This is a genomic window from Anaeroglomus insulsum (genome assembly GCF_050689095.1).
Classification (GTDB): Bacteria; Planctomycetota; Phycisphaerae; order Sedimentisphaerales; family Anaerohalosphaeraceae; genus Anaeroglomus; species Anaeroglomus insulsum.
Map to the genome: position 1 here is coordinate 106680 of NZ_JBOGCL010000006.1, position 19806 is coordinate 126485.

Genomic DNA, 19806 nt, shown 5'->3' on the forward strand with positions numbered 1-19806 from the left:
TCCTGCTTTCTATTTTATATATGATAACATTCTCTTGGTGAAATTATCGGCCAAAAAAGGGATTTGTCAAAAAAAAATCGCCGTAAGTCTGTGCAAAGATGGCATTTTGAAGCATATCCCGGTCGCTGGATGTACCCCTGGGCGAGAGCTTCGCCCATCAGTCCGGCCGGGCCTTCGGTCAGTAGCTGCTTCCAGGGAGGACTGCTCAGTGGGTTGAAATCCCGCCATAGGGTATCGAGTTGCTGTTTGGCCAGATTACCGACGACTAACCCGCTGCACTGCCCGCTAAAGACGTTGCCATAGGGGTCAATATGTACCCCTTTAGCCCCCAGAATACTCTGAGAGCAGGGATTGTGAAGATAATCTGTCCAGGAACGCTGGGGCAGCAGGTCTGCCAGGCGAAATGCCGCACGTCCGGTTAATCTGCAGGGATCATCACAGAGTGCCTGGCGGTAAATTGCCTGTTTTTCTGTGTCATTGATTGCCTTAAAGTTCACAGGATTCTGTAAATACCGCTGCCATCGGACCATAACTCGCTCCGGTCCAAGTATGGTCTTGGCAATCGTTTGAAGGTGAATTACCTTCTGAATATCGACAAACTCTTGATGAAATGGATCGCAGCTTATTTTCAATTTCTCCATCCCATTTTCGGCCAGAAAACGCAGTTTTTCCTGGATGTCCGAAGTCTGGTTTGCCCAGGAAGCGTTTGTTTCGACATATTCAAGACCTGTAAGCCCTGCTTTATGTGCCTGTTGAACGATTTCTGCCAATCGGTCGAATACCAGAAAAGGTTCGCCGCCTGTCAGATGGACTCGAGCCTCTTTGCCTGCCAGACGTACAAGACTTTCCCAGGCCCCCAAGGCGACATCGGTGGGCATCAATCCCCCCTGGCGGGGATCGCAACAGTAGTAACAAAATGCACAGGCAGCGCTGCATTGATAAGTCAGCATCAGGCCGGCATAGCGCCAGATTTTCAGCTTGGCCTGCTCCCGGCCAATGTGCATATTGTACTTGTTTTCTAAAATGTTCATCATTATTTATCTGTGGTTCCGTGTGGGTACACAATACAAGAAATTACCGCCACCCAAAAAGCATTATAAAAAATTTTCTAAAAAATTCTATTTTTTTACACCCCTGATGTTTTTTTGAAGTGAAGTATTTTATTGGACGTATGAATTGGTTCACTTTGCTCTTAACTACAGCTTGTGGCTGGCCATTATGGCGATCAATTATATTGTATGGGTTTATTTTTTGATTTGAAGGCACACCCGCGATAGATAATTCAAGAAAAATCAAAATCTCTTCCGATAAGCATACTGTAAACAAGGATGTTTATTGAAGTTAACCCAAGGAGTAATGTATGAGTAAGAGGGAATTAATTGATTGTATCCTCGAAATCAACCGGACAGCCAAACCGGAGTTTTTGGCACAGTTTTCAAGTGAGGACCTGGACAAGTATCTGGAAAATCTGTTGGGTATTGAAATCGAAGATTACGCGCTTTGTGCATAATCGGCGGTTCGCTGCGGGCGGACAGGCTGGCTCCGCGGATATCAACTGAAAAGGCATTTACCTGTGAGGCTTAAGGGCCGTGGAGGTAAATGCCTTTAGTATTGGCCGAATAAGCAGTTAAAGAAACTGTCCGGACATAAAAAAAGGTATCCATCTGACCATCGGATACCTTTTGCTGTTAATCCAATTCAGGGGGTTATTGAGGATTTTCTGCTGGCTGGGAAGCCGCTTGTTCGGTTCCATTCTCAGCAGACTGTTCATCGGCGTTTAGGGCCTTTTCAAGCTCGTCGGTGGAAACAGCGGGGGCCGGAAGCTGGGTAATTGCATTGAGTTTGAATTCCAGCAGGACACCCTGCTGACCGGCTGGCGTTTCAAAGACAAAATCCACCCATACGGTTCGGTCTTTTCGAGCCTCTTTGTTGGTATAAGTCAATGTGTCCGAGAGACTTTTCTTGACCAGCTTGCCATTTTCAAGAATACCGATAGGCCAGATGGCCTTTCCGGCCCCGCGGAGAGTGCCGGCTTCCTCGGAGGCCTTGGTAATCATACGGACCTGGGACATCGTAAATACAATGTTGCCGTCCGGGGGTTGTTTGGCACCGCCGTCGGGGATGTCCCGGAATGCCAGGATGGCTCTGACAACCGTGACATTCCCAACATCGGGGATATCCATCGTGCGTACCGGCTTTTTGGACGCGGCCGGAACGGATAATGCCTTACGAGAGCTGACCGTCCAGATGCCCTCTTGGGTACCATGCCGATTGAGATGATTGCGATTGACAAAATCGGCACACAGTACGCCAAAACTCTTGCTGGAACTAAGCGATCCCCTGCTAAACAGGCTGAAAATTGAGCTCACCATTCCATCCGGGTTGAACAGAACGGTTTTGGGATTATTCAGCGAGATGGGTGTTCCGGGGGGGAAACGGTTATAAGCCCAACCGCCTGAAACCGGGAGCATTCCGAAAGCCACCAATAAATGCCCCGACAGAATCAGGCCGGTGGTCAGCCCCAGAATTATATTCACCGTAATTTTGGGGGTGTTTCCGAAATCAATATTGGCCCCCACCAGCAGATCGGCCAGTGCACGCACTGCGGCAAATCCCAGCACAAACGCCAGGATAAAGCAGCCGGCATGAGCCCAGGGACCACCATACCCGCGAGATACAAACAGATCGGCCAGCAATTCATAGTAATTGAATGCAATGATGGAGCCGAAGATGGCGGCCATAAAGGTTGAAAACGCGGTCATGACGGAGCACTTCAGATAAAAGTGTGCCACGGTCAGGACGGTAATGAGCAGTATCAATATGATGGCTATCACTGTCTTACTCCTGAATTATCCATTTTTCGATGAGAAGTTGCGAATGACTTCATTGATGGAAGTAACCCCGATAGTTACCTTCTTGATGGATTGTTCCTGCATATAAAGCATCCCGGCCTTGCGGAATGCCGCCCCGATTTCCTGAATGGTATTTGCGGTTCGGATAACCTGCCGGAGTTCATCGGTGATGCGAATGGTTTCGAACAGGCCGGTGCGTCCGTAAAAGCCTGTCCCCTGGCATTTTTCACAGATGATCGGTTTGCCGTGTTTATCATATTCAATTTCACCGGGCCGATAGAACATATCCACTTCATCCGAGGGGATATTGAATTTTTTGAACAGTGCCTGATTGGGTTTATAGGCCTGCCTGCAGTCAGGGCAGAGGATCCGCACCAGCCGCTGATTGATGATGGCTTCGAGCGCGTCGGCTACGGCATTTTTGTCGCCGACAAGCTTCAAAAACTTATCCATGGTTTCGATGACACTGGTGGCCTGCAGGGTGGCATAGATTATTTTGCCGTCTTTGGCTGCTGCCGCGCAGCACAGCTTGGCGCTCATTTCTTCCTCGGCATCGGCCACGCCAACAATATCCGGACCCCGGCGCAAGACCGACTGAAGTTTGCGGGAGAAGGTGGTTGTGCCGGTGTCGCTGAGGGTATATTCAGTCTGGGTGATATTGGCCAGGTCGGCGGCTTTTTTGCGTTCCAGCGTGACAATGTTGTTCAGGAACGGGTCATGATTGCCCAGCAGGGCATACAGCGTACTGGTCACGCCGCTTTTGGCCGGACCGGATACCAGGATCAGGCCCTGCTTGATGTCCCGCAGAGAACGGATCGATTCAAACTGATTTTCATTCAATCCCAGCTCGGTCAGCTTGCGTGCAGTGTAATCTTCCTGTTTGATAATGCGCACCTGTTCGCCGGCGGTGGAGCCTGCAGTCTGCACTTCCCAGGCGGATTTCTTTTTCCAGTCATTGTCCTTGAGAATGGAAAAAGTGCCCTGTTGAGGCTTGCGTTTTTCATCCAGTTCCAGGTCGGCCAGTTGTTTAAGGTAGCGAACCAGGATATCGATTTCCTCTCTGGGCCGTTCGCTCTGGCGACTGGTTACGCCATCAATTTCATAAATCACGGCATAGTTGTCCTTTTGCGGCGTCAGAATGATCTGGGAGACGCGCCGCCAGAGGGCATCATCAAAGAGTTCACAGGCCACCTGGAAGGCTTCGGATTCCGGGCTTTTGGGGTCCGGCAAAGGGACTTCGTTTTTATTGGCGGTGATAAAGGACAAGCCGCGGCTGGCTTTCTGGAGTTTTTTGGTGGGATTGACAAAGAGACTGCGAATATGATCGGCGGTCAGGACTTTTTCGAACTCAGCCACGCGGGCGTTGCGGTGCGTTACATACGCAAACGCGACGGCACCGACCAGAATGACATAAATGAAAAAACCAATCCAGAAGATTGGAATCAGAAGCCACAGCCACAATGATACTGCTCCGGTGATCGTCATAGTTCCCGTCCAGACCCGCTTATCGGTTCGTACGGCCTGGCTGTCCATGTAAATCCAGTTAACCAGGGGCATCCACGCCAGGAAAAGAATCATCATCATGAGCAACTTGTAAAGCGCGACATAGCCGCCGTATTCCACTGCCGACAAAACACTTGTTTGCATACCTGTTTCCTGTTTGGAGTTATCTCGTTTCGTTTCGACAGCCAAAGACCCTGTCGAAGGGGGATTCACGCGATTATAAGATTCCGCTGGAGGTTGTCCGAATGCCCTTCATGGCCATTTTCAATTCTTCGACGTTGGGGGCATAATCCATGGCAACCTTCAAATCAATGTATTCCTCTTCCACCAGCCTGCAGAGACTGGAGGTGTAATCAATCATGCCTTCCCCGGCACCGGCGCGAATGGCCGTGGGGATGTCTGCTTCCCGCTGGTCACTGATTAATTTGCGTATAATCGGGGTGCGGATCAGGACTTCCACCGCGGGGACACGTGTCACATCCGGGCGAATACCGGGCAGAAGCTGCTGGCTGATAATGGCGCGGATGGTCAGGGCAAACGTGGACCGAGCCAGTTCGCGTTCTTCCTGCGGGAACAGGTCCAGAATACGCTGGATGGTCTGGGCGGCATTGTTGGCATGCAGTGTGCCAAACACCAGATGGCCGGTTTCTGCAGCACGCATGGCAGCGGTCAGTGTTTCCCGGTCGCGCATTTCACCAACCAGCACAATATCGGGGTCCTGACGCATCAGACTGCGAAGTGCATCTTCGTAGTTCAGCGCATCAATCCCGATCTCACGTTGAGAAACGATGGATTTCTGGTCCACATGCAGAAATTCCAGCGGGTCTTCAATCGTGACGATGTGAGCCGCCCGGGTACGGTTGATATAATCGATCATGGATGCGATGGTGGTGCTTTTGCCGGAACCGGTCGGACCAACCACCAGAACCAGTCCATCGTGGGTGCTGTCGGCTATTTTTTCAATCACCGGGGGAAGGTGAAGCTTTTCAAAGGGAGGGATTTTGCTGCTGATGCGTCGTGCTGACACGCTGACAAAATTGCGCTGCCGGAAGGCATTAATGCGGAAGCGGTCCGTGGGGCCAACTTGATAGGCAAAGTCCAGTGCCCCGTTTTCCATAAAAAACTGCTTCTGCTTGGGGCTCATTATTTCAAAGATCAACTCTTCAATGCGCTGTTCGGTCATCACCTCGGCGGTGGTTTTCTTGAGCTTGCTGCTGATTCGCATGATCGGGGGCATCCCGACTTTGAGGTGAAGGTCGCTGGCTTCCGCTTTGATGGCGGCCTTGAAGTATTTGTCAATTTCCGGCACCTTGTCCATATGGACATGGCTGTCTATCGGTTGACCTGTAGTCATACAAGACTCCTGCACATACCTGCACAAACTATCCCAAAACAATAAACGACCCCGAATGCCCAAATAGGACCATTGAGGGTCTCAATTAAATGAATAACTAATTATACAATAAGGACTTGTTTCCGTCAACCGCTATCCATTTTGTTGCGGGGTAATTTTTAGGCAATATGCGGGCAGTTACCGGGTCAGCAAGAGGGTCAGCAGCATATAAATCGTAATGCTGATGGAGTCATTGGCCGTGGTTACCAGCGGCCCGGAGCTGATGGCCGGATCAAGGCCGATTCGGCGGAAAGCAAACGGCAGCAGCAGGCCTAATGTGGTAGAGACCATAATGGCCGAAAACATCGCAAAACCCAGCGCGAGGGCGATTTTGGTTTGCTGTCTGGGATCAATCGCAGTGGTGCTGGGTGGATTCGATGGGGACGATGCGGCCGCATCCTGAATCTCCTGGTCCAGGTGGGGGGCAATGATTTGAGGCAAATAAGCACAAATCAGGCCCCCAATAATCCCGCAACAGGCCGCAACCAGAAAAGCAACCCGAACTTCGCGAAAAAAAACCTGACCGATTCGCAGGGCAGCCAGATCCCCGGTTGCAAGACCGCAGACCACAATTGCGGATGTCTGAAGTCCGGCATTTCCACTAATGGCCCCAATCATCGGGGCAAAAAGAAAGGCCATAACGAAGATATAAAGCTGATCCCACTGTATAAATAGATTCTTAAAATAAAGACCCAGAAATGCCGTAATTGCCGTCCCAATCAGACAGGGCAGCAGCCACGTCATTCTGACCCGTGCAGCATGCAAAACGGAGAAGGATTCCAATTCCTCCGCATCCGTACCGGCCATGGCATAGATGTCTTCGGCAGCTTCTTCTTCGGCGACTTCGATGATGCGGTCGGCTGTGATGCCGCCGACGAGCCTTTTTTGTTCATCAACGACCGGAGCAACCAGTAAGTTGTTCTTCTTAAATAGGTTACGTATTTCTTCCTGGTCGGTGTCCACCGTGACATAAATGGCTTGTGGGTCCACAATTTTACCCAATTGGGTTTGTGGGTCGGCAGCTAAAAGATGGCGTATGCCGACCGTACCGAGGAATCGTCTTTGTTGATTGACAACAAAAACGCAATAAAACTCCTCCTGGCCTTCTGCCTTTCGAATCAAATCGATGGTTTGCTGAACCGTGAGGTTTTCTTCGACGGCCAGGATCATCGGGTGCATAATACCGCCGGCGGAGTCTTCCTCGTATTTCATCAGCCCCTGAATCTGGCGGGCATCATCATCATCGAGATTGGCCAGAACCTCCTGGCTTTCCTCTTCATCCATCTCGGCCAGGACGTCGGCAGCTTCATCGGGTGGAAGTTCTGAAACAAGATCGACAATTTCTTTATTTTCAAGGACTTCATCGAACAGTTCGGCGCGGGTTGCCTCGTCGACTTTTTCGAGGACTTCGGCGGCCAGCTCCTTGTCCTCCATGGCATCGAAGACCTTGCGTTTCTGGTCATTATCCAGCATTTCGACGGCTTCAGCAATATCGCTGGCCCGCTGAAGGTCCAGGAATGCCCCCAGTGCTTTGAGGTTGTTTTCCTCAAGCAAACCGATGATTTCGTGATAAATTTCGATTTTTTCTTCAGACATCGAATTCAGGCTATTGGGTCATGCTGGATTTTTAAGAAGGCTGATGTTTTTGGCTTTACCTTCCTGGCAACCGATAGTACAATACTATCTTTGCCAAAGACGTCCGGCAACAGAAAAAGAGGATATTTTCTATGAAACGTGCAGGTATTGTCCTAATTACTGTATTATTGTTTGGCGTGTTTTCCTATTCGGTTATTTCAGCACCCAAGCCGGCTACGGTTCAGCGTGCCGGTCAGTGGACATTGGATGTCCAGTATAGCCAGCCCCTGCAGATTTCGGTCCGTCTTCCGGGTTCTGATGTGCCCCAGCGGTTCTGGTATGTGGTTCTGAGTCTGACCAACAATACGTCCAATCCTGAAATTTCGCTGATCCCGAGTTGCCAGCTTGTGACCGACACGTTCCAGACGATTCCCGCCGGCCAGGGGGTACGCAAAGAAGTATTTGATGCCATTAAACTGAAGCATCAGGGGCAGTATCCCTTCCTCGAGTCGATGGATTTTGCGGATATGAAATTACGCAAAGGGGCTGATAATTCCCGTGATATTGCGATTATCTGGCCTGAATTTGATCCCAATGCCAAGAAAATCAGCCTGTTTATCGCAGGACTTTCCAATGAAACTGCGGCGATCAATCACCCGGTGAATAAAGATGAGAATGGGAATCCAGAGAAAATATATCTTCAAAAGACCTTGCAATTGATCTATGCCAATACGACTGACCCTGAGCTGCGAGCTCGAGCGGGTCTGGCGTTTCAGGAGCAACACTGGGTGATGCGGTAACTGTGTCGGGGATATCTGAGCTACCATAGAAAACCAGCCTTGAATCTAAGGGCTGGTTTTTTGTTTTTTGCTTTACGAATCTGTTTGATAGCTATATTATATCCGGAATTGTTTATATATAGATATGGCAGAGTCGCCAGACTTTTTTGAGGATAATGTGGGGGCCTAAAAGATATGATTCGTGCGGTGATCTTTGATCTGGGGCGCGTGCTGGTGCAGGTGGACACCCAAAAGCTGTGGCACTTTTTTTTCCCGACTGATGCAGGCCAGGATATCCAGCAGGTACTGGGGCGGATTATGGCGGATCCCATCATGATGCAATACAGTCTGGGGCGCATTCAAACGCAGGAATTCTACCAAAAGCTGCAGGATGACTACCGGCTTGGTCTGTCGTATGAGGCGTTTGTGTTTGGCTGGTGTGACATTTTTGCTCCCATGGAGGGAATGGATTCCCTGGTGGCTCAGTTAAGCGGCAAGGTCAGGCTGGGGCTGTTGTCCGATACCGATCCGCTGCATTGGGATTATATCCGCCGTCATTACCCTCTGATGGAGTATTTTCCAAAGCCCACCCTGAGTTTTCAGATCGGGTCGGTTAAGCCCAGTCGGGACAGCTATCTGGCCGCAGCCGGCAATGTCGGGGTGCCGCCGGAAGCGTGCCTGTTTATCGATGATTTGCAAAAGAATGTGGATGGAGCAAGGGCTGTGGGAATGACGGCAATCCGGTTTGAGGGGGCTGACCAGCTGCAAAAAGAACTGGCCGGATTCCATCTGCTCTGACAGATGGCCCGGCCGGATTGTGTGTTGAGGTTTCAACCGCCTGTCGCGGGTATAGCGTTAGGGTTTCAGGTCTGTTGAGTTGTCTTTGAGTAATTTGGGTTCTGCAATTTTCGGCGAGTCGAAATGGGTATTTTCCAGATGGACCTGCTCGGCTGCTGTCAGGACCTGGTCGGTTACGATCTGCGGGGTAATAAACACCACCAGCTCGCTGTTGATGATGCTTTCGCCGCGGAATTTGAACAACTCGCCCAGCAGCGGGATGTCGCCGAGGAGGGGGACTTTATTGACCTGAGTCGAGACATCCTGTTTTCGCATGCCGCCGATCACGACTGTCTGCTGGTCACGAATCAATGCTGTCGTCATGGTCTGCCGTGTGGCGATAATCGGCTGAGCGGGAACGTTATTATTCCCGGTGCTGACCAGGACATCGCCGGTGCGAACACTGAATTTCGGATTGAGAATCAGTCGGATCAGGCCTTCCCGTGTCAAGTGGGGCGTAACCAGCAATTCCACACCGACATCGCGGAACTGGGTGGTGCCGATAGCGCCGCCGCCGCTGGTTTCGGTCAGCTCCTGATAGGGGATTTCCTCAACGATTTTGATTTGGGCCTGCTGATTATCCAGTACCATAATACGGGGATTGGCTAGCAGTTTGGCACGGATATCTTCCTGCTCGGCCCGCAGAATTGCATCGATGTTGACGTGCTCATTCAGGATGCCGAACCGCATCAGGGCATTGGTGTTGGAGGCGTTATTGATGTTGCCACTAAAAGTGCCTGTGGCATGGGGATTGGTGACCGACGAAAAGGGGCTGCTGTCGGTGGGCACTCCGTGAATCACATTGCCCATGTCAGACAGATTGGATCCCAGCGTTCCGGTGGTGGGGGCGCCATAGCTGGTGGCTGTGCCGGCCTGCCATTGCACACCCAGGTCAATGCGGTCTTTGGAGGACACGTCGTAAATCCGGGCTTCGACCAGAATTTGAGGTGTGACCCGATCAATTTCTTCAATGAACGAATCGATCGCTTCGATTTTGCTTTCCACGTCGGTCACGATGATATTGCTGGTGCCGGGATTGGCGGAAATGGAACCGCCTTCGGAGATGAACTTTTTCAGGGATTCTTCGACTTCGGTCACATCGGCATAGGTAATCCGATAGACCCGACTGATCTTTTTTTCCTGGGCCTGCAGGACATCTTCCCGCGGCACAACACGAATCATATTGGCTGTGGTGATAAAGGCATACCCATGAGCAGCCAGGATATTCTCAAGGGCCTCAGACAGCGGGATGTCGGTTAGGGTCGCGGTGACATTGCCGATCACCTTGGGGCTTTTGATGATATCCACGTCAGCCTGTTTGGCCAGGATCAGCAGGACATCATCGATGGGGGTGTCACGGAATTCGATCGAAATCGGATGGCGCATGCGTTCCTGAACCGGTGTCAGTAGTTCATTTTTGGGCGGTTGGGTGTCTTCGGCCAGGCCAAGCCCGATACCTCCCATCCAAAGCCCCAGACTCAACCGCAGTAGTTGATGCAGTGCATATTTCATATGGATCTCCTGTGTATGTCCTGTCTGACAATCCTGTCAGTGACTATTGTGATTCTGTGATATGCTGTTCGACCTGCTGCTTCCAGCGTTTTCCATGCTTTTCAAACTCAACCGAATCTTTTTGTATTTTGCAGATCCGGATATCCCCGATGGAGTCCCCTTCAAACAGGACTTGTCCGGAAATGATGGCGGATGGTTTTTGAGGACTGTACACAATGCCGCGCACGGACAAGCTGCCCTGGATGACTGCGCCGCCAGAGGTGATTTTGCCAGAGAATTTCATAGGGTCGCGCTCAGATGGACTAAACAGCGGCGGGGTAGGCCACGATTCGGACCATTTTTTGGGGGATGCAGCGGTGATGTTTTGTCCGGTGTCGGTATCCTGGGTCAGGGCATTGGCGATAGATGGGCCTGAACCCAGGACGGCATACAGGACTCCAACAAAAACCAGCGTCAAAACAGCGACAAGCATACCCATCTTCCGCTGGTGTGCCATGGCTTTGCCAGTAGCAGATCCGGTTAAGTGATTCTTGAGAATCGCTATCGCTTTTCGCAGCGTAATGATATTGGTTCCGCCTGTATTGTTTTTCGGTACCGGCTGGGGCCGGGTTGTCGGCCGCTGCGGAAGCACGGCAGATTCGGTTGAACCATGGGCGGGTTTGTCACCTGCTGTGCCGGTCTTTGTATAAAACGGTGCTGACGGCTCTGGAACTGGCGTTGGACTGCTGATCGGCGAACAGTCCTTTGGGGTCGAACAGGCTCCAGTTGCGGACTGGGATTGTGCCAAAGACTCCTGGCCATCAAAGATAAAGGCTATTTTTTTCTGTAATCCTGCTTTTTTCATGGCTTATACCCGATTCGTTTGGGCAAGGTCTGTGTGTGACTCCACGCTTGCGGGTTCTGTGATACGCTCAATTGACGGTTCCTGCCCGACAGTGGTGATTTCGCGGGCCAGGGCAGTGTATTCCATGGCTCCGGGGCTGTGCCTGTCGTAGGTCAGAATGGACTGTCCGGCGCTGGGGGCTTCGGCCAGTCGGATATGGCGGTGAATCACGGTCCTGAAGACGGCGTCTCTGAAATACGCTCTGAGCTGCTGCTGGACATCCCGGCACAGCAGCGTTCTTTTTTCGCTCATCGTCAGAAGGATGCGTGCCGGCTGGAGCTGCGGATTGAACCGATCCCGGACAATCTCTACAGTCTCAAGCATCTGGCGCAAGCCCTCAATGGCATAGTAATGGGTCTGGACCGGAACCAGAATATCCGTTGCCGCAGTGACTGCATTGAGTGTCAGGACGTTCAAGGATGGCGAGCAATCCAGCAGACACCAGTCAAATGCATTGTGAACCGTCTCAAGCCGCTGCCTGAGAATGAATTCCCGGTGAGGCATTCGAGACAACTGAGATTCGGCGCCGCAGAGCAGTACATTGCTGGGGGCCAGGCTCAGCTGGGCAATCATGGTAGGCTGTACAATCTGTCCGAGTGTGACAGAGGGATTAATCAGAGCATCATAAATCGTTTGGTGCAGATGTTCGGGTGTCAGTCCCAGGCCGAGGGTCGCATGGGCCTGCGGATCCAGATCGACCAGCAGGGTTCTGTGGCCCAGCATTGCCAGTGCTGCGGCAAGGTTTACTGCCGTTGTGGTTTTGCCGCAGCCGCCTTTCTGATTGGTAATGGCTACTATTCTCACGGTCTATCCTGTTCTATGCACCAGCCTCCAGCAAAAACTCAGGGAGTTGGGCCTGATTCTTTCGGTTTATGCGGAGGCCTGTCTATCAGATAGGAAATCAGCACCCGCGCGCGCGGCAGGCCAGAGCCTTCGGTATCCCGGATAATCTGAGCGGATTCCACAAAAAGAACCGGCCGACTGCGTTCAAGACTGTTGAGGAAAGCGGCAAACTGATTGAAGGAACAGGCGAAAGTCAATTCCAGCCAGGCGTCGGTAATGTTGGCCTTGCTGTCCGTGCCAAACGTCGAGGACAGCTCCCGGGTTTTGGTTGAAAATTCAGACAGTCCGTGCTCCGAAGCCAACTGACTGATATGCAGCGTCATGCCGGATGCCATATCCGAGGGCACTACAAAACGTGAGGTTTTCTCGGTTTGTTCCTTCAGGATGCTCTCCAGGTGCGCCTTGGTTTCCTTGCGCTGTGCGGTCTGGGCCATGGCGTATTGTTCATTGCTGATGTGAAACTCTCTTTCCAGCCGGGCGACGGCAATCTGCTGAGGCCCAAGGACCAGAAAATACGCTGCTCCGGCGATCAAGGCCCACAGTCCCCAGGTGCAGCTGACCAGTAGCGTGTACTGTTTAAACGCGGAATTTGGCCGTTTGAATTTCATCTTAGTTCTGCTCTTTCAAGACACATTCGATTTCATAAAACGCACAGGGGTGACCATCCATTGAGCCGTTGTTCCGTGCGACTATTTGAATGGATTCGACCCGATCCTTGAGACGTTCACACGACCGGAGTTTCTGGACATATTCATCGGCAGAGGCATCGATTTGATCCTGGGAGATGCCGCCGACTTCCACACGCAGTTTTCGCTGAATGACCAGCGTCTGCCTGACATTGCCTGTGACTTTATCTGTTTCTTTTTTTTGCTGATCCATCCGACTTAAATCCAGCCGGTTCAAAACAAGATTGTCCGGCAGGGATTCCGTCAGCGTCTTGAGGATATCCGAGACCTGAATGCGGTATCGCAGTCCCAGCTCGACGTCCTCAAGCTGCTGGCGGAGTGTAAACAGTTTGGTGTTGGCCTGAGTATAATAGGCCAGGTCATCCGCCGAGGCATTGATCTTCAGCTGATTGTCATCTATAATTTTCTGCTGGGTCTGCATCAGGGTTTGATTGTGCTGCCAGCAGGCGGCCAGTACAACGGTCCCCATCAGGGGGATCAGCAGAGGCACCATGGCCATCGCCACCACAAGCGGTCTGCTTTTTTTCGGCAGTCCCGCACCTTTGAGTAAATCTATGGTAAACATCATTGTATGGACCTCATTGCCAGCCCGACCGCAACGGACATTGCCGGGCCGAATTGTTCCAGGGTTTTCCGTGTCTGGTTGTCCGAAGGGCAGGAAATCACCTCCAGCGGATTGAAGACCCTGACGGGAGTCGGCAGAGTCTGCTGCATGAGCCGTACAAACGGCTGATACAACGCAAATCCGCCGCACAAATACAGCCGGCAGACACGCTCGGTGTTTGGCTGAAGCGAATAGAATCGCAGCGTTTCCAGCACATCACCAATCAGCTTTCCGCAGGCGTTTTTCAGCTCCACCTCCAGGGTCCTGTCACAGGAGGTGTTGTCCTGGCTGAGGTTTTTTCTGACTTCGGCTACGCTGGTTTGTGTTTTGACTGAAATCATCGTTAATATCTGCTGAGCGGTGCCCGACAGATTTCGTACAAACGGGACGCCGTCTTTGCCCAAAATAGTCAGGGTGCTGATGGTATAACCCACATCGAGGGCGGCAAAGGTGTCGGCTCCCTGATTGTCCGGCAGTTGTCCCAGACAGTTTAAAATGGCCAGACTGCTGACATCCATCAGAACCGTTTTAACCTGAGCCTGCTGTGCGGTCCTGATTTTTCGCTGAATGGCCTCTTCCAGTCCGATCACCAGATAGCCTTTGCGGCCCTGTTGAGCCGGTTCGACAGGCAGGTCTGCATCCTGCAGCAGTTGATAATCCACCACACTGTGATTGGGATCCAGCGCGGAAAGCTGCTGTGCTTCCAGTTTGACGGCCTGCTCAATGGCCTCATCCGGCAGGGAAGGAAAACTGAATCCGCGGACCGCCACATCCGGTCCGGAAATACTGCAAACGGCATTGCGCGGGCCGGTCGTTCCGGCGTCATGAAAACATTTGTGGATGGCTCGGACGGTATTTTCATCCCGAAGACTCTGGTCCTGAGAAGACTCAATCAGGGCATACGCCGCCGTCGAGGCCGCCCACCCTTTGGAGCTCTTGTTCAGGCCGACCAGCTTGACTGCACTGGAGCCGATATCCAAACCGACCAGTCCAGCCTGAATTTGCCCAAGTCGTTTGCCAAATAACATCATGTCTCATCCCTTTCCGCAGCGGAGTGTATTGCAGAGCTGAAAGATCCGCTTGAATAAATGCCTGACGACGTAATACCTTCCGCCGACACGGAACTTATCGGAATCAAGCCTGTCGGACTTAACTGAAAATCATGCTCCTGGAATAAATCTCCCCAAAAAAGTGATTTTATTCGGACGTTATGGTGGAGGTCTCACTCCAGCCCCCCGGCACCAGCAGATATTTGCCCTTGAGCGACATATTGTCGGGCAAGATTCCTTTCATGAGGCGTTTGTCAAAATAATACTGTTTGATATAGCCATTGGTTCCGGAGCCGACGATGCCGCGGAGAGATTCGGTAATGGTGCCCCGCACAACCAGTTTGTCATTCTTGCCGGAATAGTAATTTCTTCGGCCTGGCGAGGAGTACAGGCGATAGACGTTTTCAGCGCCCCAGCCGCCGCCGCCGATGGTCATGGCCGCTTCGACCGTCATGGTCCCTGGCAAGACGCGATTCGACACTCCCGAACCGGTCTGATTGCCGATGGGGCTGTACCCGCTGATACGGGTCGCATCGAACTGGTCCGTATCGTACAGCAGGTCATTGCGGGTCATCCCCGGATCAACGACCTTGATAACGCCTTGTGAAATCAGCCCCAGCACGTTGGGATTGTCGGTGGAAGGCATGCCGTCTGCATCCCGATTGCCGGCCACCTTCAGCTCGTTGGCAATCCAGATGTTGCCCGAGGCGACGATGGTGATGTTGCCCTTGACGGTGTTGATCGTCCCCAGCGAGGAGGCATCTTCTGAACTGCACCCGATGACCACATTCCCGTCCACATAAATCTGAGCACTCGGATTACTGCGCACGCCCTTAAAATCCTCAGACACATAAATGGCGTCGGAAGGATTATCGATCCGAATGTCGGTATAACTGGCAGGGGTGTAATGGCAGCCGTAGATGGGATATTTGATATAACGCGAGTTGCCGTTAGCCGTATTCAATTTGTAGTCCCACGAATTGGACCCAAGACCCTGTCGGGTATACCCTGCGACAGTACAATTATTATAGACTCTGACATAGCCAGTGCCGCTGGGATCCACATAAAATTTCAATTGCACCGCCGGCAGGTCGGTTACACAGGAGCTGTAAAATCCCGTGCGTCCGTTATTGTCTTTGGGCAAAGCCTGAATGGCTTGGGGACTGTAGCAATAGGTCGGATGGGTGCTGTCCCGAAAACGCCGGACTTTTTGCTGAATGGTGGCAGGGTCCACCACAAGGCTGGCGGGCTGATTGAAGGAAATGCCCGCCTGGAACAACGGGAGGATAGATGCATATTTATCCCGTCCGCGTGGGTCATACCGGGATTCCCCCAGAGAAACGTGCTCCAGAAACTGGGGGGACCCGGAAATATGAATATCCGTATAGTCGGGATTATCCTGCATATCATTGATATGCAGGGGCATGGAAATGATTTCCCCGGTCACAAAGTTGACTTCGTCGGTGGTATTGGGCCCGGAGATAATCCGGCACATGCCCATATCCCAGCCCGACACAGCCTGGACCAGATAAACCGACAGGGTCTTCTGATAAATCCCGCAATACCCGTTGGCCTGAATCCGAAAAATGGGTCGTGCTCCGATGAACGTGGCAAAAGAAATCGTATAATCTGCGTGGCTCTGAGGAAAGGTGATCGTTGTGGCCACCGGCGTGTGTTCAAGGGCTTCCAGCATATCCACCTGCTGGCTCATCCAGAACACGGCCTGTTCATAGGCAGCTTCCGCCGCCGCCGCAGCGGATTCCTGACTTTTATATCGCACGGCCTGAATCAGCTTGCCTTCGGCAACCCGGATCAGGGACAGCCCCGCCAGGCTCAGCAGGACCATCAGGATCATCACCATGCCCAGTGCAGAACCGTGTTGCCGTTTCTGTAGATGTGTCTGTTGTGATTTCATACTTCCATTCAATCCGGTCGATGCCACCGCCAGCGATTATCGAGGCCAGGCGGATCGCAGTAACGTGCCAAACAGAATTTCAATGGAATTTTTCTTTTCGTCGGTCAGGATGATTTTTGTATTGACACAGCCGCTGCCCTGTCCGCCGGACATGACATGGCTGAATACGGCGCTGTTGGCGGCCGTATCGACCTGCTGGGTCAACACCTGACTGGTCAGAATATGCGCGGTTTGCCGGGTCTTGTTGGCCACTGCACCCACGCCGTTGACGACACGCCCGATATCCAGTTTTAATGCCGATCCATCCAGATAGAACAGCGCGTAATGGGTGCCGGTGTTGTCGTCTTCAAAGATATTATCGGCAGGTTTCTGGGGATCGAATCCATCCTGCCAGAAACGAAACTCCACGGCCTGACCGGAGGCAATGCTTTGTCCCGATGGAGGGACAGCGGGCGTAAAGGTATTATTTTTAATCGTATAGATGACATAATTGGTCAGGTTGGACTGTCGCCCGATTTTCTGAATCGAGGCCATCAGGGCCAGGGCATCCTGACGAATCGGACTGTGGGTGTCGTTGTACAGCCGCTGCCAGGAACGCGAGGTTCCGGCCAGCAAGGCCCCAATCGCCGCCAGGGGAATGGCTATGATGGCAATCGCAATGAGCAACTCAATCAGGGAAAAACCTGAACGCGTTCTCGCTGGACCTTCTGGGAGCAATCGCATGACTTATCCTCCCGCCTCGTCCCGACGTGCATACGTAGCGATAATATAGGAAGGATCGCCGGCCGTCAAACTCCCCTGACTGTAATCCGATTTCCAGCGGATTGTCACCTGAATCTGCCGAATCTGGGTCATTGACAGCCTGTTCTCGTCGATGTCTTTCCAGGACACTTCGGCTGTCATCGGCAGGCGGTTGATGGTTACCGTATATTGATTGCTGTTGCCAATCCGGTTAAATCCGGCATCCAGGTCCTGAAGATTGAAATGTTCATCGCCGCCGGTCTTTTTCCAGTTATCGAGGATAAACCGGGCGGTCCGTGCCGCCGTGAGTTCCGCATTGGCACGGCTGGCCATGCGGCTGGCCAGATAGTGATACCCCAGCGTGCCAATGGACAATATCGTTAAAATCACAATGGCAATCACTGTTTCCAGCAGGCTGAACCCGCTGGAAAAGTGTCGTGTTCCTGATGATACAGAGTATCGTGTTTTCATAACATCTCAGGTCCGTTACGAAATCGCCCCGGCTGAGGATAAAGACAAAGAGGAGGCTGTGCCGAATACAGCCTCCTCCGGAGCAATCTTCAAGGCGTCAGAGTCTATTGCCAGGTGCCGTCGGCTTTGAGCGTCTTGCTTCCCGACGGAGCATTGGATTGGCTGCCTTTGACGGTGATCTGAGCGTTGCCATTGGCATCAACGCTGTCAATGGTATAATCGCTCGGCACAAAGTAGGTTCCCGTCAGGTCGGCTTTCGTGAAACCCAGGGCGGACTGCGTTGCAGCATCGCCCAGCGATCCGGTTACGCCTTTCCCGTTTTCGGCAAAATAGACACGGACGGCGGATTTGATGGTCCCGGCTGTGGCATTGGCTTCTGCCCACTTGGCCGAATCGATTCGACCTCGCATCAGCGGGATAGACGCTGCGGCAAGAATGCCGACAATCAGCACCACGACCATCAGTTCGATGAGTGTGAAGCCTTTTCTTGTCATACTACTGTCTCCTGATAAAATGAAGTAACGTTACTTTCCGTCATTTACGGACGGTTATTGATACATGGATCGAGCTTGGCGATGCCGTTTCGTTGGGGCTTCAGAACTGTCAGCCGCCAGCTTCCGGCACCAGCTTTGCTGCTGCAGCTGCGTAGAGCAGCCTGACCCCGTGAATACACACGGTATTAAAGCGGCTTATGGCCGCCGCGGCAAAGTCATGCCGGTTGGGAATCCATTTTGTTATCATATCGTTTTTTTAAAGCTGCCGCTTAACCATGGTTTTTTCAGTTTTAAACCTGAATGGAAAAAATGGGCAGATACATGGCCAGCACCACCACCAGGACAATCGACCCGACCGTCACAATCAGAATCGGCTCAATCAGACTCAGCATGATGGTAATTAATCCGTCCACCTTTTTCTCATAATAAAAGCTGGTCTTGTCCAGCACGGCCGACAGCGAGCCGCTTTGTTCACCGATCTGGGTCATTTTGACCGCAACCCCCGGAAAGAATCCGACTTTTTCCATGCTTTTGGAGATATTGGTGCCTTCCACGATGTGCTCTCGGGTTTTGAGAACTCCCTCGCGAAACAGCTCATTGGTGGTCATATTGGCCAGAATCCCGAATGCGTCCAGCACGGAAACCCCGGAGGCAATCAGCGTCGATAGCGTCTTGCAGAATTGAGCCACAAAGGCCATTTTTTTAATCGGGCCGATTAAGGGAAGCTTGATGAGCAGTTCAGAGAAAAACCGCCGGCCTTTGGCGGTTCGACACAAAAGCACGGCCAACCCTATGGCCAGCCCCAGGCCGCCAAGGATAAAAATAGCATGATTCATCAGAAAATTATAAACCGCCATGAAACCGCGCGTAAATGCCGGCAGATTGCCTTTGAACTGATCAAACAGAATGGTAAACCGCGGAATAATCAGCGTCATCAGGGCGATCACAATACCGATTACAAAAAAGACGACAAAGATCGGATAGGCCAGCGCTCCGCGGACTTTGCGAGCCAGCTTGTCGCGGTTCTCATAGTATTCCCCCAGACGCTGCAGGCAGGTGGTGAGTGTGCCGGCCGTTTCACCGGCCTGAAGCATCGCGCAGGCTAATTTATTGAACACCTTGGGATAATCGCTGGCTATTTCCGAAAGCGACTGTCCCTGCTGCATCCGTTCGGACATGTTTTTCAAGACATATTCAAAATACTTATTGGGTACTTCTTCGGCAATCGTTTCGATGGCGGTGGTGATGGGTAATCCGCCGGAAATCATGGTTCCCAACTGCCAGCAGAACGAGGCAAGATCGTGCGATTTGACGGACTTGCCGCGAACCCTGGCAACGGTGGATGCTGCCTCGGACATCCGTTCCCGGATGGAAACCGGCGTCAGAAGCTCATCTCGCAGTATCGCCAGAATTTCTTCTTGAGACCCTGCCTGACGAACGCCTTCCCGGCAGCTGCCCTGTGAATCCCATGCGACATATTCAAATGTTTTCATAGCGGTAGAATCCGTACGGGTTAAGATATACTCATCCTCAATGAACATGCCCGCCTGAGGCCCGGTCCTACATCGTGTCGATGTATTCAGTGGCCACCCTTGCGGCAAAATCAGCGGACGTATACCAACCGATATGTCGTCGCATCGACCAGGAGGAATCGGCAAAATATGCATCA

The 19806-nt window shown here is 52.1% G+C and carries 20 protein-coding genes; 3 read left to right on the forward strand and 17 right to left on the reverse strand.

All coding sequences use genetic code 11. From position 1 onward, the window contains the following. Positions 1–14: 14 nt before the first annotated feature. Positions 15–1034, reverse strand: a complete 1020-nt coding sequence (locus ACQ9LF_RS07225; RefSeq protein ID WP_462488712.1) for a radical SAM protein — start codon at positions 1032–1034, stop codon at positions 15–17. A 326-nt stretch (positions 1035–1360) separates the two neighbouring features. On the opposite strand from ACQ9LF_RS07225, the gene ACQ9LF_RS07230 reads away from it, so the two are divergent. Further along, positions 1361–1510, forward strand: coding sequence for a hypothetical protein (locus ACQ9LF_RS07230; RefSeq protein WP_462488713.1), 150 nt, complete (start codon positions 1361–1363; stop codon positions 1508–1510). Positions 1511–1706: 196 nt separating this feature from the next. Here ACQ9LF_RS07230 and ACQ9LF_RS07235 read toward each other — a convergent pair whose 3' ends face one another. From ACQ9LF_RS07235 to mgtE, 4 genes are all read right to left on the reverse strand, one after another. Then, positions 1707–2834, reverse strand: a complete 1128-nt coding sequence (locus ACQ9LF_RS07235) for a hypothetical protein (RefSeq protein WP_462488714.1) — start codon at positions 2832–2834, stop codon at positions 1707–1709. A gap of 15 nt (positions 2835–2849) precedes the next feature. Continuing rightward, complete coding sequence (locus ACQ9LF_RS07240; RefSeq protein ID WP_462488715.1) at positions 2850–4499, reverse strand: GspE/PulE family protein; 1650 nt, start codon at positions 4497–4499, stop codon at positions 2850–2852. A 73-nt stretch (positions 4500–4572) separates the two neighbouring features. Continuing rightward, a complete protein-coding gene (locus tag ACQ9LF_RS07245) occupies positions 4573–5709 on the reverse strand; it encodes a type IV pilus twitching motility protein PilT (protein ID WP_462488716.1) in 1137 nt (378 codons plus the stop codon). Positions 5710–5886: 177 nt separating this feature from the next. Then, entirely contained in the window at positions 5887–7344 is a 1458-nt protein-coding gene (mgtE, locus tag ACQ9LF_RS07250; RefSeq protein ID WP_462488717.1) for a magnesium transporter, read from the reverse strand. A 131-nt stretch (positions 7345–7475) separates the two neighbouring features. Here mgtE and ACQ9LF_RS07255 point away from each other — a divergent pair, with 131 nt between their 5' ends. Both ACQ9LF_RS07255 and ACQ9LF_RS07260 read left to right on the forward strand, forming a co-directional pair. Then, positions 7476–8123: a hypothetical protein gene (locus ACQ9LF_RS07255; RefSeq protein ID WP_462488718.1), complete on the forward strand. Its 648-nt coding sequence runs from the start codon at positions 7476–7478 to the stop codon at positions 8121–8123. 174 nt (positions 8124–8297) lie between these two features. Next, the gene (locus ACQ9LF_RS07260) at positions 8298–8900 is read left to right on the forward strand and encodes an HAD family hydrolase (RefSeq protein WP_462488719.1); all 603 of its coding nucleotides are present in this window, start codon (positions 8298–8300) and stop codon (positions 8898–8900) included. Positions 8901–8957: 57 nt separating this feature from the next. On the opposite strand, the gene ACQ9LF_RS07265 is transcribed toward ACQ9LF_RS07260, so the two are convergent. The 12 genes from ACQ9LF_RS07265 to ACQ9LF_RS07320 all read right to left on the reverse strand — a co-directional run bounded on the left by ACQ9LF_RS07265 (position 8958) and on the right by ACQ9LF_RS07320 (position 19630). Next, positions 8958–10451, reverse strand: a complete 1494-nt coding sequence (locus tag ACQ9LF_RS07265; RefSeq protein ID WP_462488720.1) for a secretin N-terminal domain-containing protein — start codon at positions 10449–10451, stop codon at positions 8958–8960. Positions 10452–10494: 43 nt separating this feature from the next. Beyond that, positions 10495–11295, reverse strand: a complete 801-nt coding sequence (locus tag ACQ9LF_RS07270) for a hypothetical protein (protein WP_462488721.1) — start codon at positions 11293–11295, stop codon at positions 10495–10497. Positions 11296–11298: 3 nt separating this feature from the next. Beyond that, positions 11299–12138 (reverse strand): ParA family protein, encoded by an 840-nt coding sequence (locus tag ACQ9LF_RS07275; RefSeq protein WP_462488722.1) that lies wholly within the window; start codon positions 12136–12138, stop codon positions 11299–11301. A 38-nt stretch (positions 12139–12176) separates the two neighbouring features. Then, on the reverse strand, positions 12177–12785 hold the full coding sequence (locus tag ACQ9LF_RS07280; protein ID WP_462488723.1) for a GspMb/PilO family protein: 609 nt from the start codon (positions 12783–12785) through the stop codon (positions 12177–12179). Between the two features lies 1 nt (position 12786). Next, entirely contained in the window at positions 12787–13431 is a 645-nt protein-coding gene (locus tag ACQ9LF_RS07285; RefSeq protein ID WP_462488724.1) for a hypothetical protein, read from the reverse strand. Then, complete coding sequence (pilM, locus tag ACQ9LF_RS07290; RefSeq protein WP_462488725.1) at positions 13428–14498, reverse strand: pilus assembly protein PilM; 1071 nt, start codon at positions 14496–14498, stop codon at positions 13428–13430. Before pilM ends, ACQ9LF_RS07285 begins: the two co-directional genes overlap by 4 nt. Positions 14499–14664: 166 nt before the next feature. Then, positions 14665–16431, reverse strand: a complete 1767-nt coding sequence (locus tag ACQ9LF_RS07295; RefSeq protein ID WP_462488726.1) for a hypothetical protein — start codon at positions 16429–16431, stop codon at positions 14665–14667. A 36-nt stretch (positions 16432–16467) separates the two neighbouring features. Next, positions 16468–17154: a prepilin-type N-terminal cleavage/methylation domain-containing protein gene (locus ACQ9LF_RS07300; protein WP_462488727.1), complete on the reverse strand. Its 687-nt coding sequence runs from the start codon at positions 17152–17154 to the stop codon at positions 16468–16470. Between the two features lie 3 nt (positions 17155–17157). Continuing rightward, on the reverse strand, positions 17158–17643 hold the full coding sequence (locus ACQ9LF_RS07305; RefSeq protein ID WP_462488728.1) for a type IV pilus modification PilV family protein: 486 nt from the start codon (positions 17641–17643) through the stop codon (positions 17158–17160). A 104-nt stretch (positions 17644–17747) separates the two neighbouring features. Beyond that, entirely contained in the window at positions 17748–18137 is a 390-nt protein-coding gene (locus ACQ9LF_RS07310) for a type II secretion system protein (RefSeq protein ID WP_462488729.1), read from the reverse strand. A 109-nt stretch (positions 18138–18246) separates the two neighbouring features. Next, positions 18247–18384: a hypothetical protein gene (locus ACQ9LF_RS07315; protein ID WP_462488730.1), complete on the reverse strand. Its 138-nt coding sequence runs from the start codon at positions 18382–18384 to the stop codon at positions 18247–18249. 43 nt (positions 18385–18427) lie between these two features. Then, positions 18428–19630, reverse strand: coding sequence for a type II secretion system F family protein (locus ACQ9LF_RS07320; RefSeq protein ID WP_462488731.1), 1203 nt, complete (start codon positions 19628–19630; stop codon positions 18428–18430). Between the last annotated feature and the right edge of the window lie 176 nt (positions 19631–19806).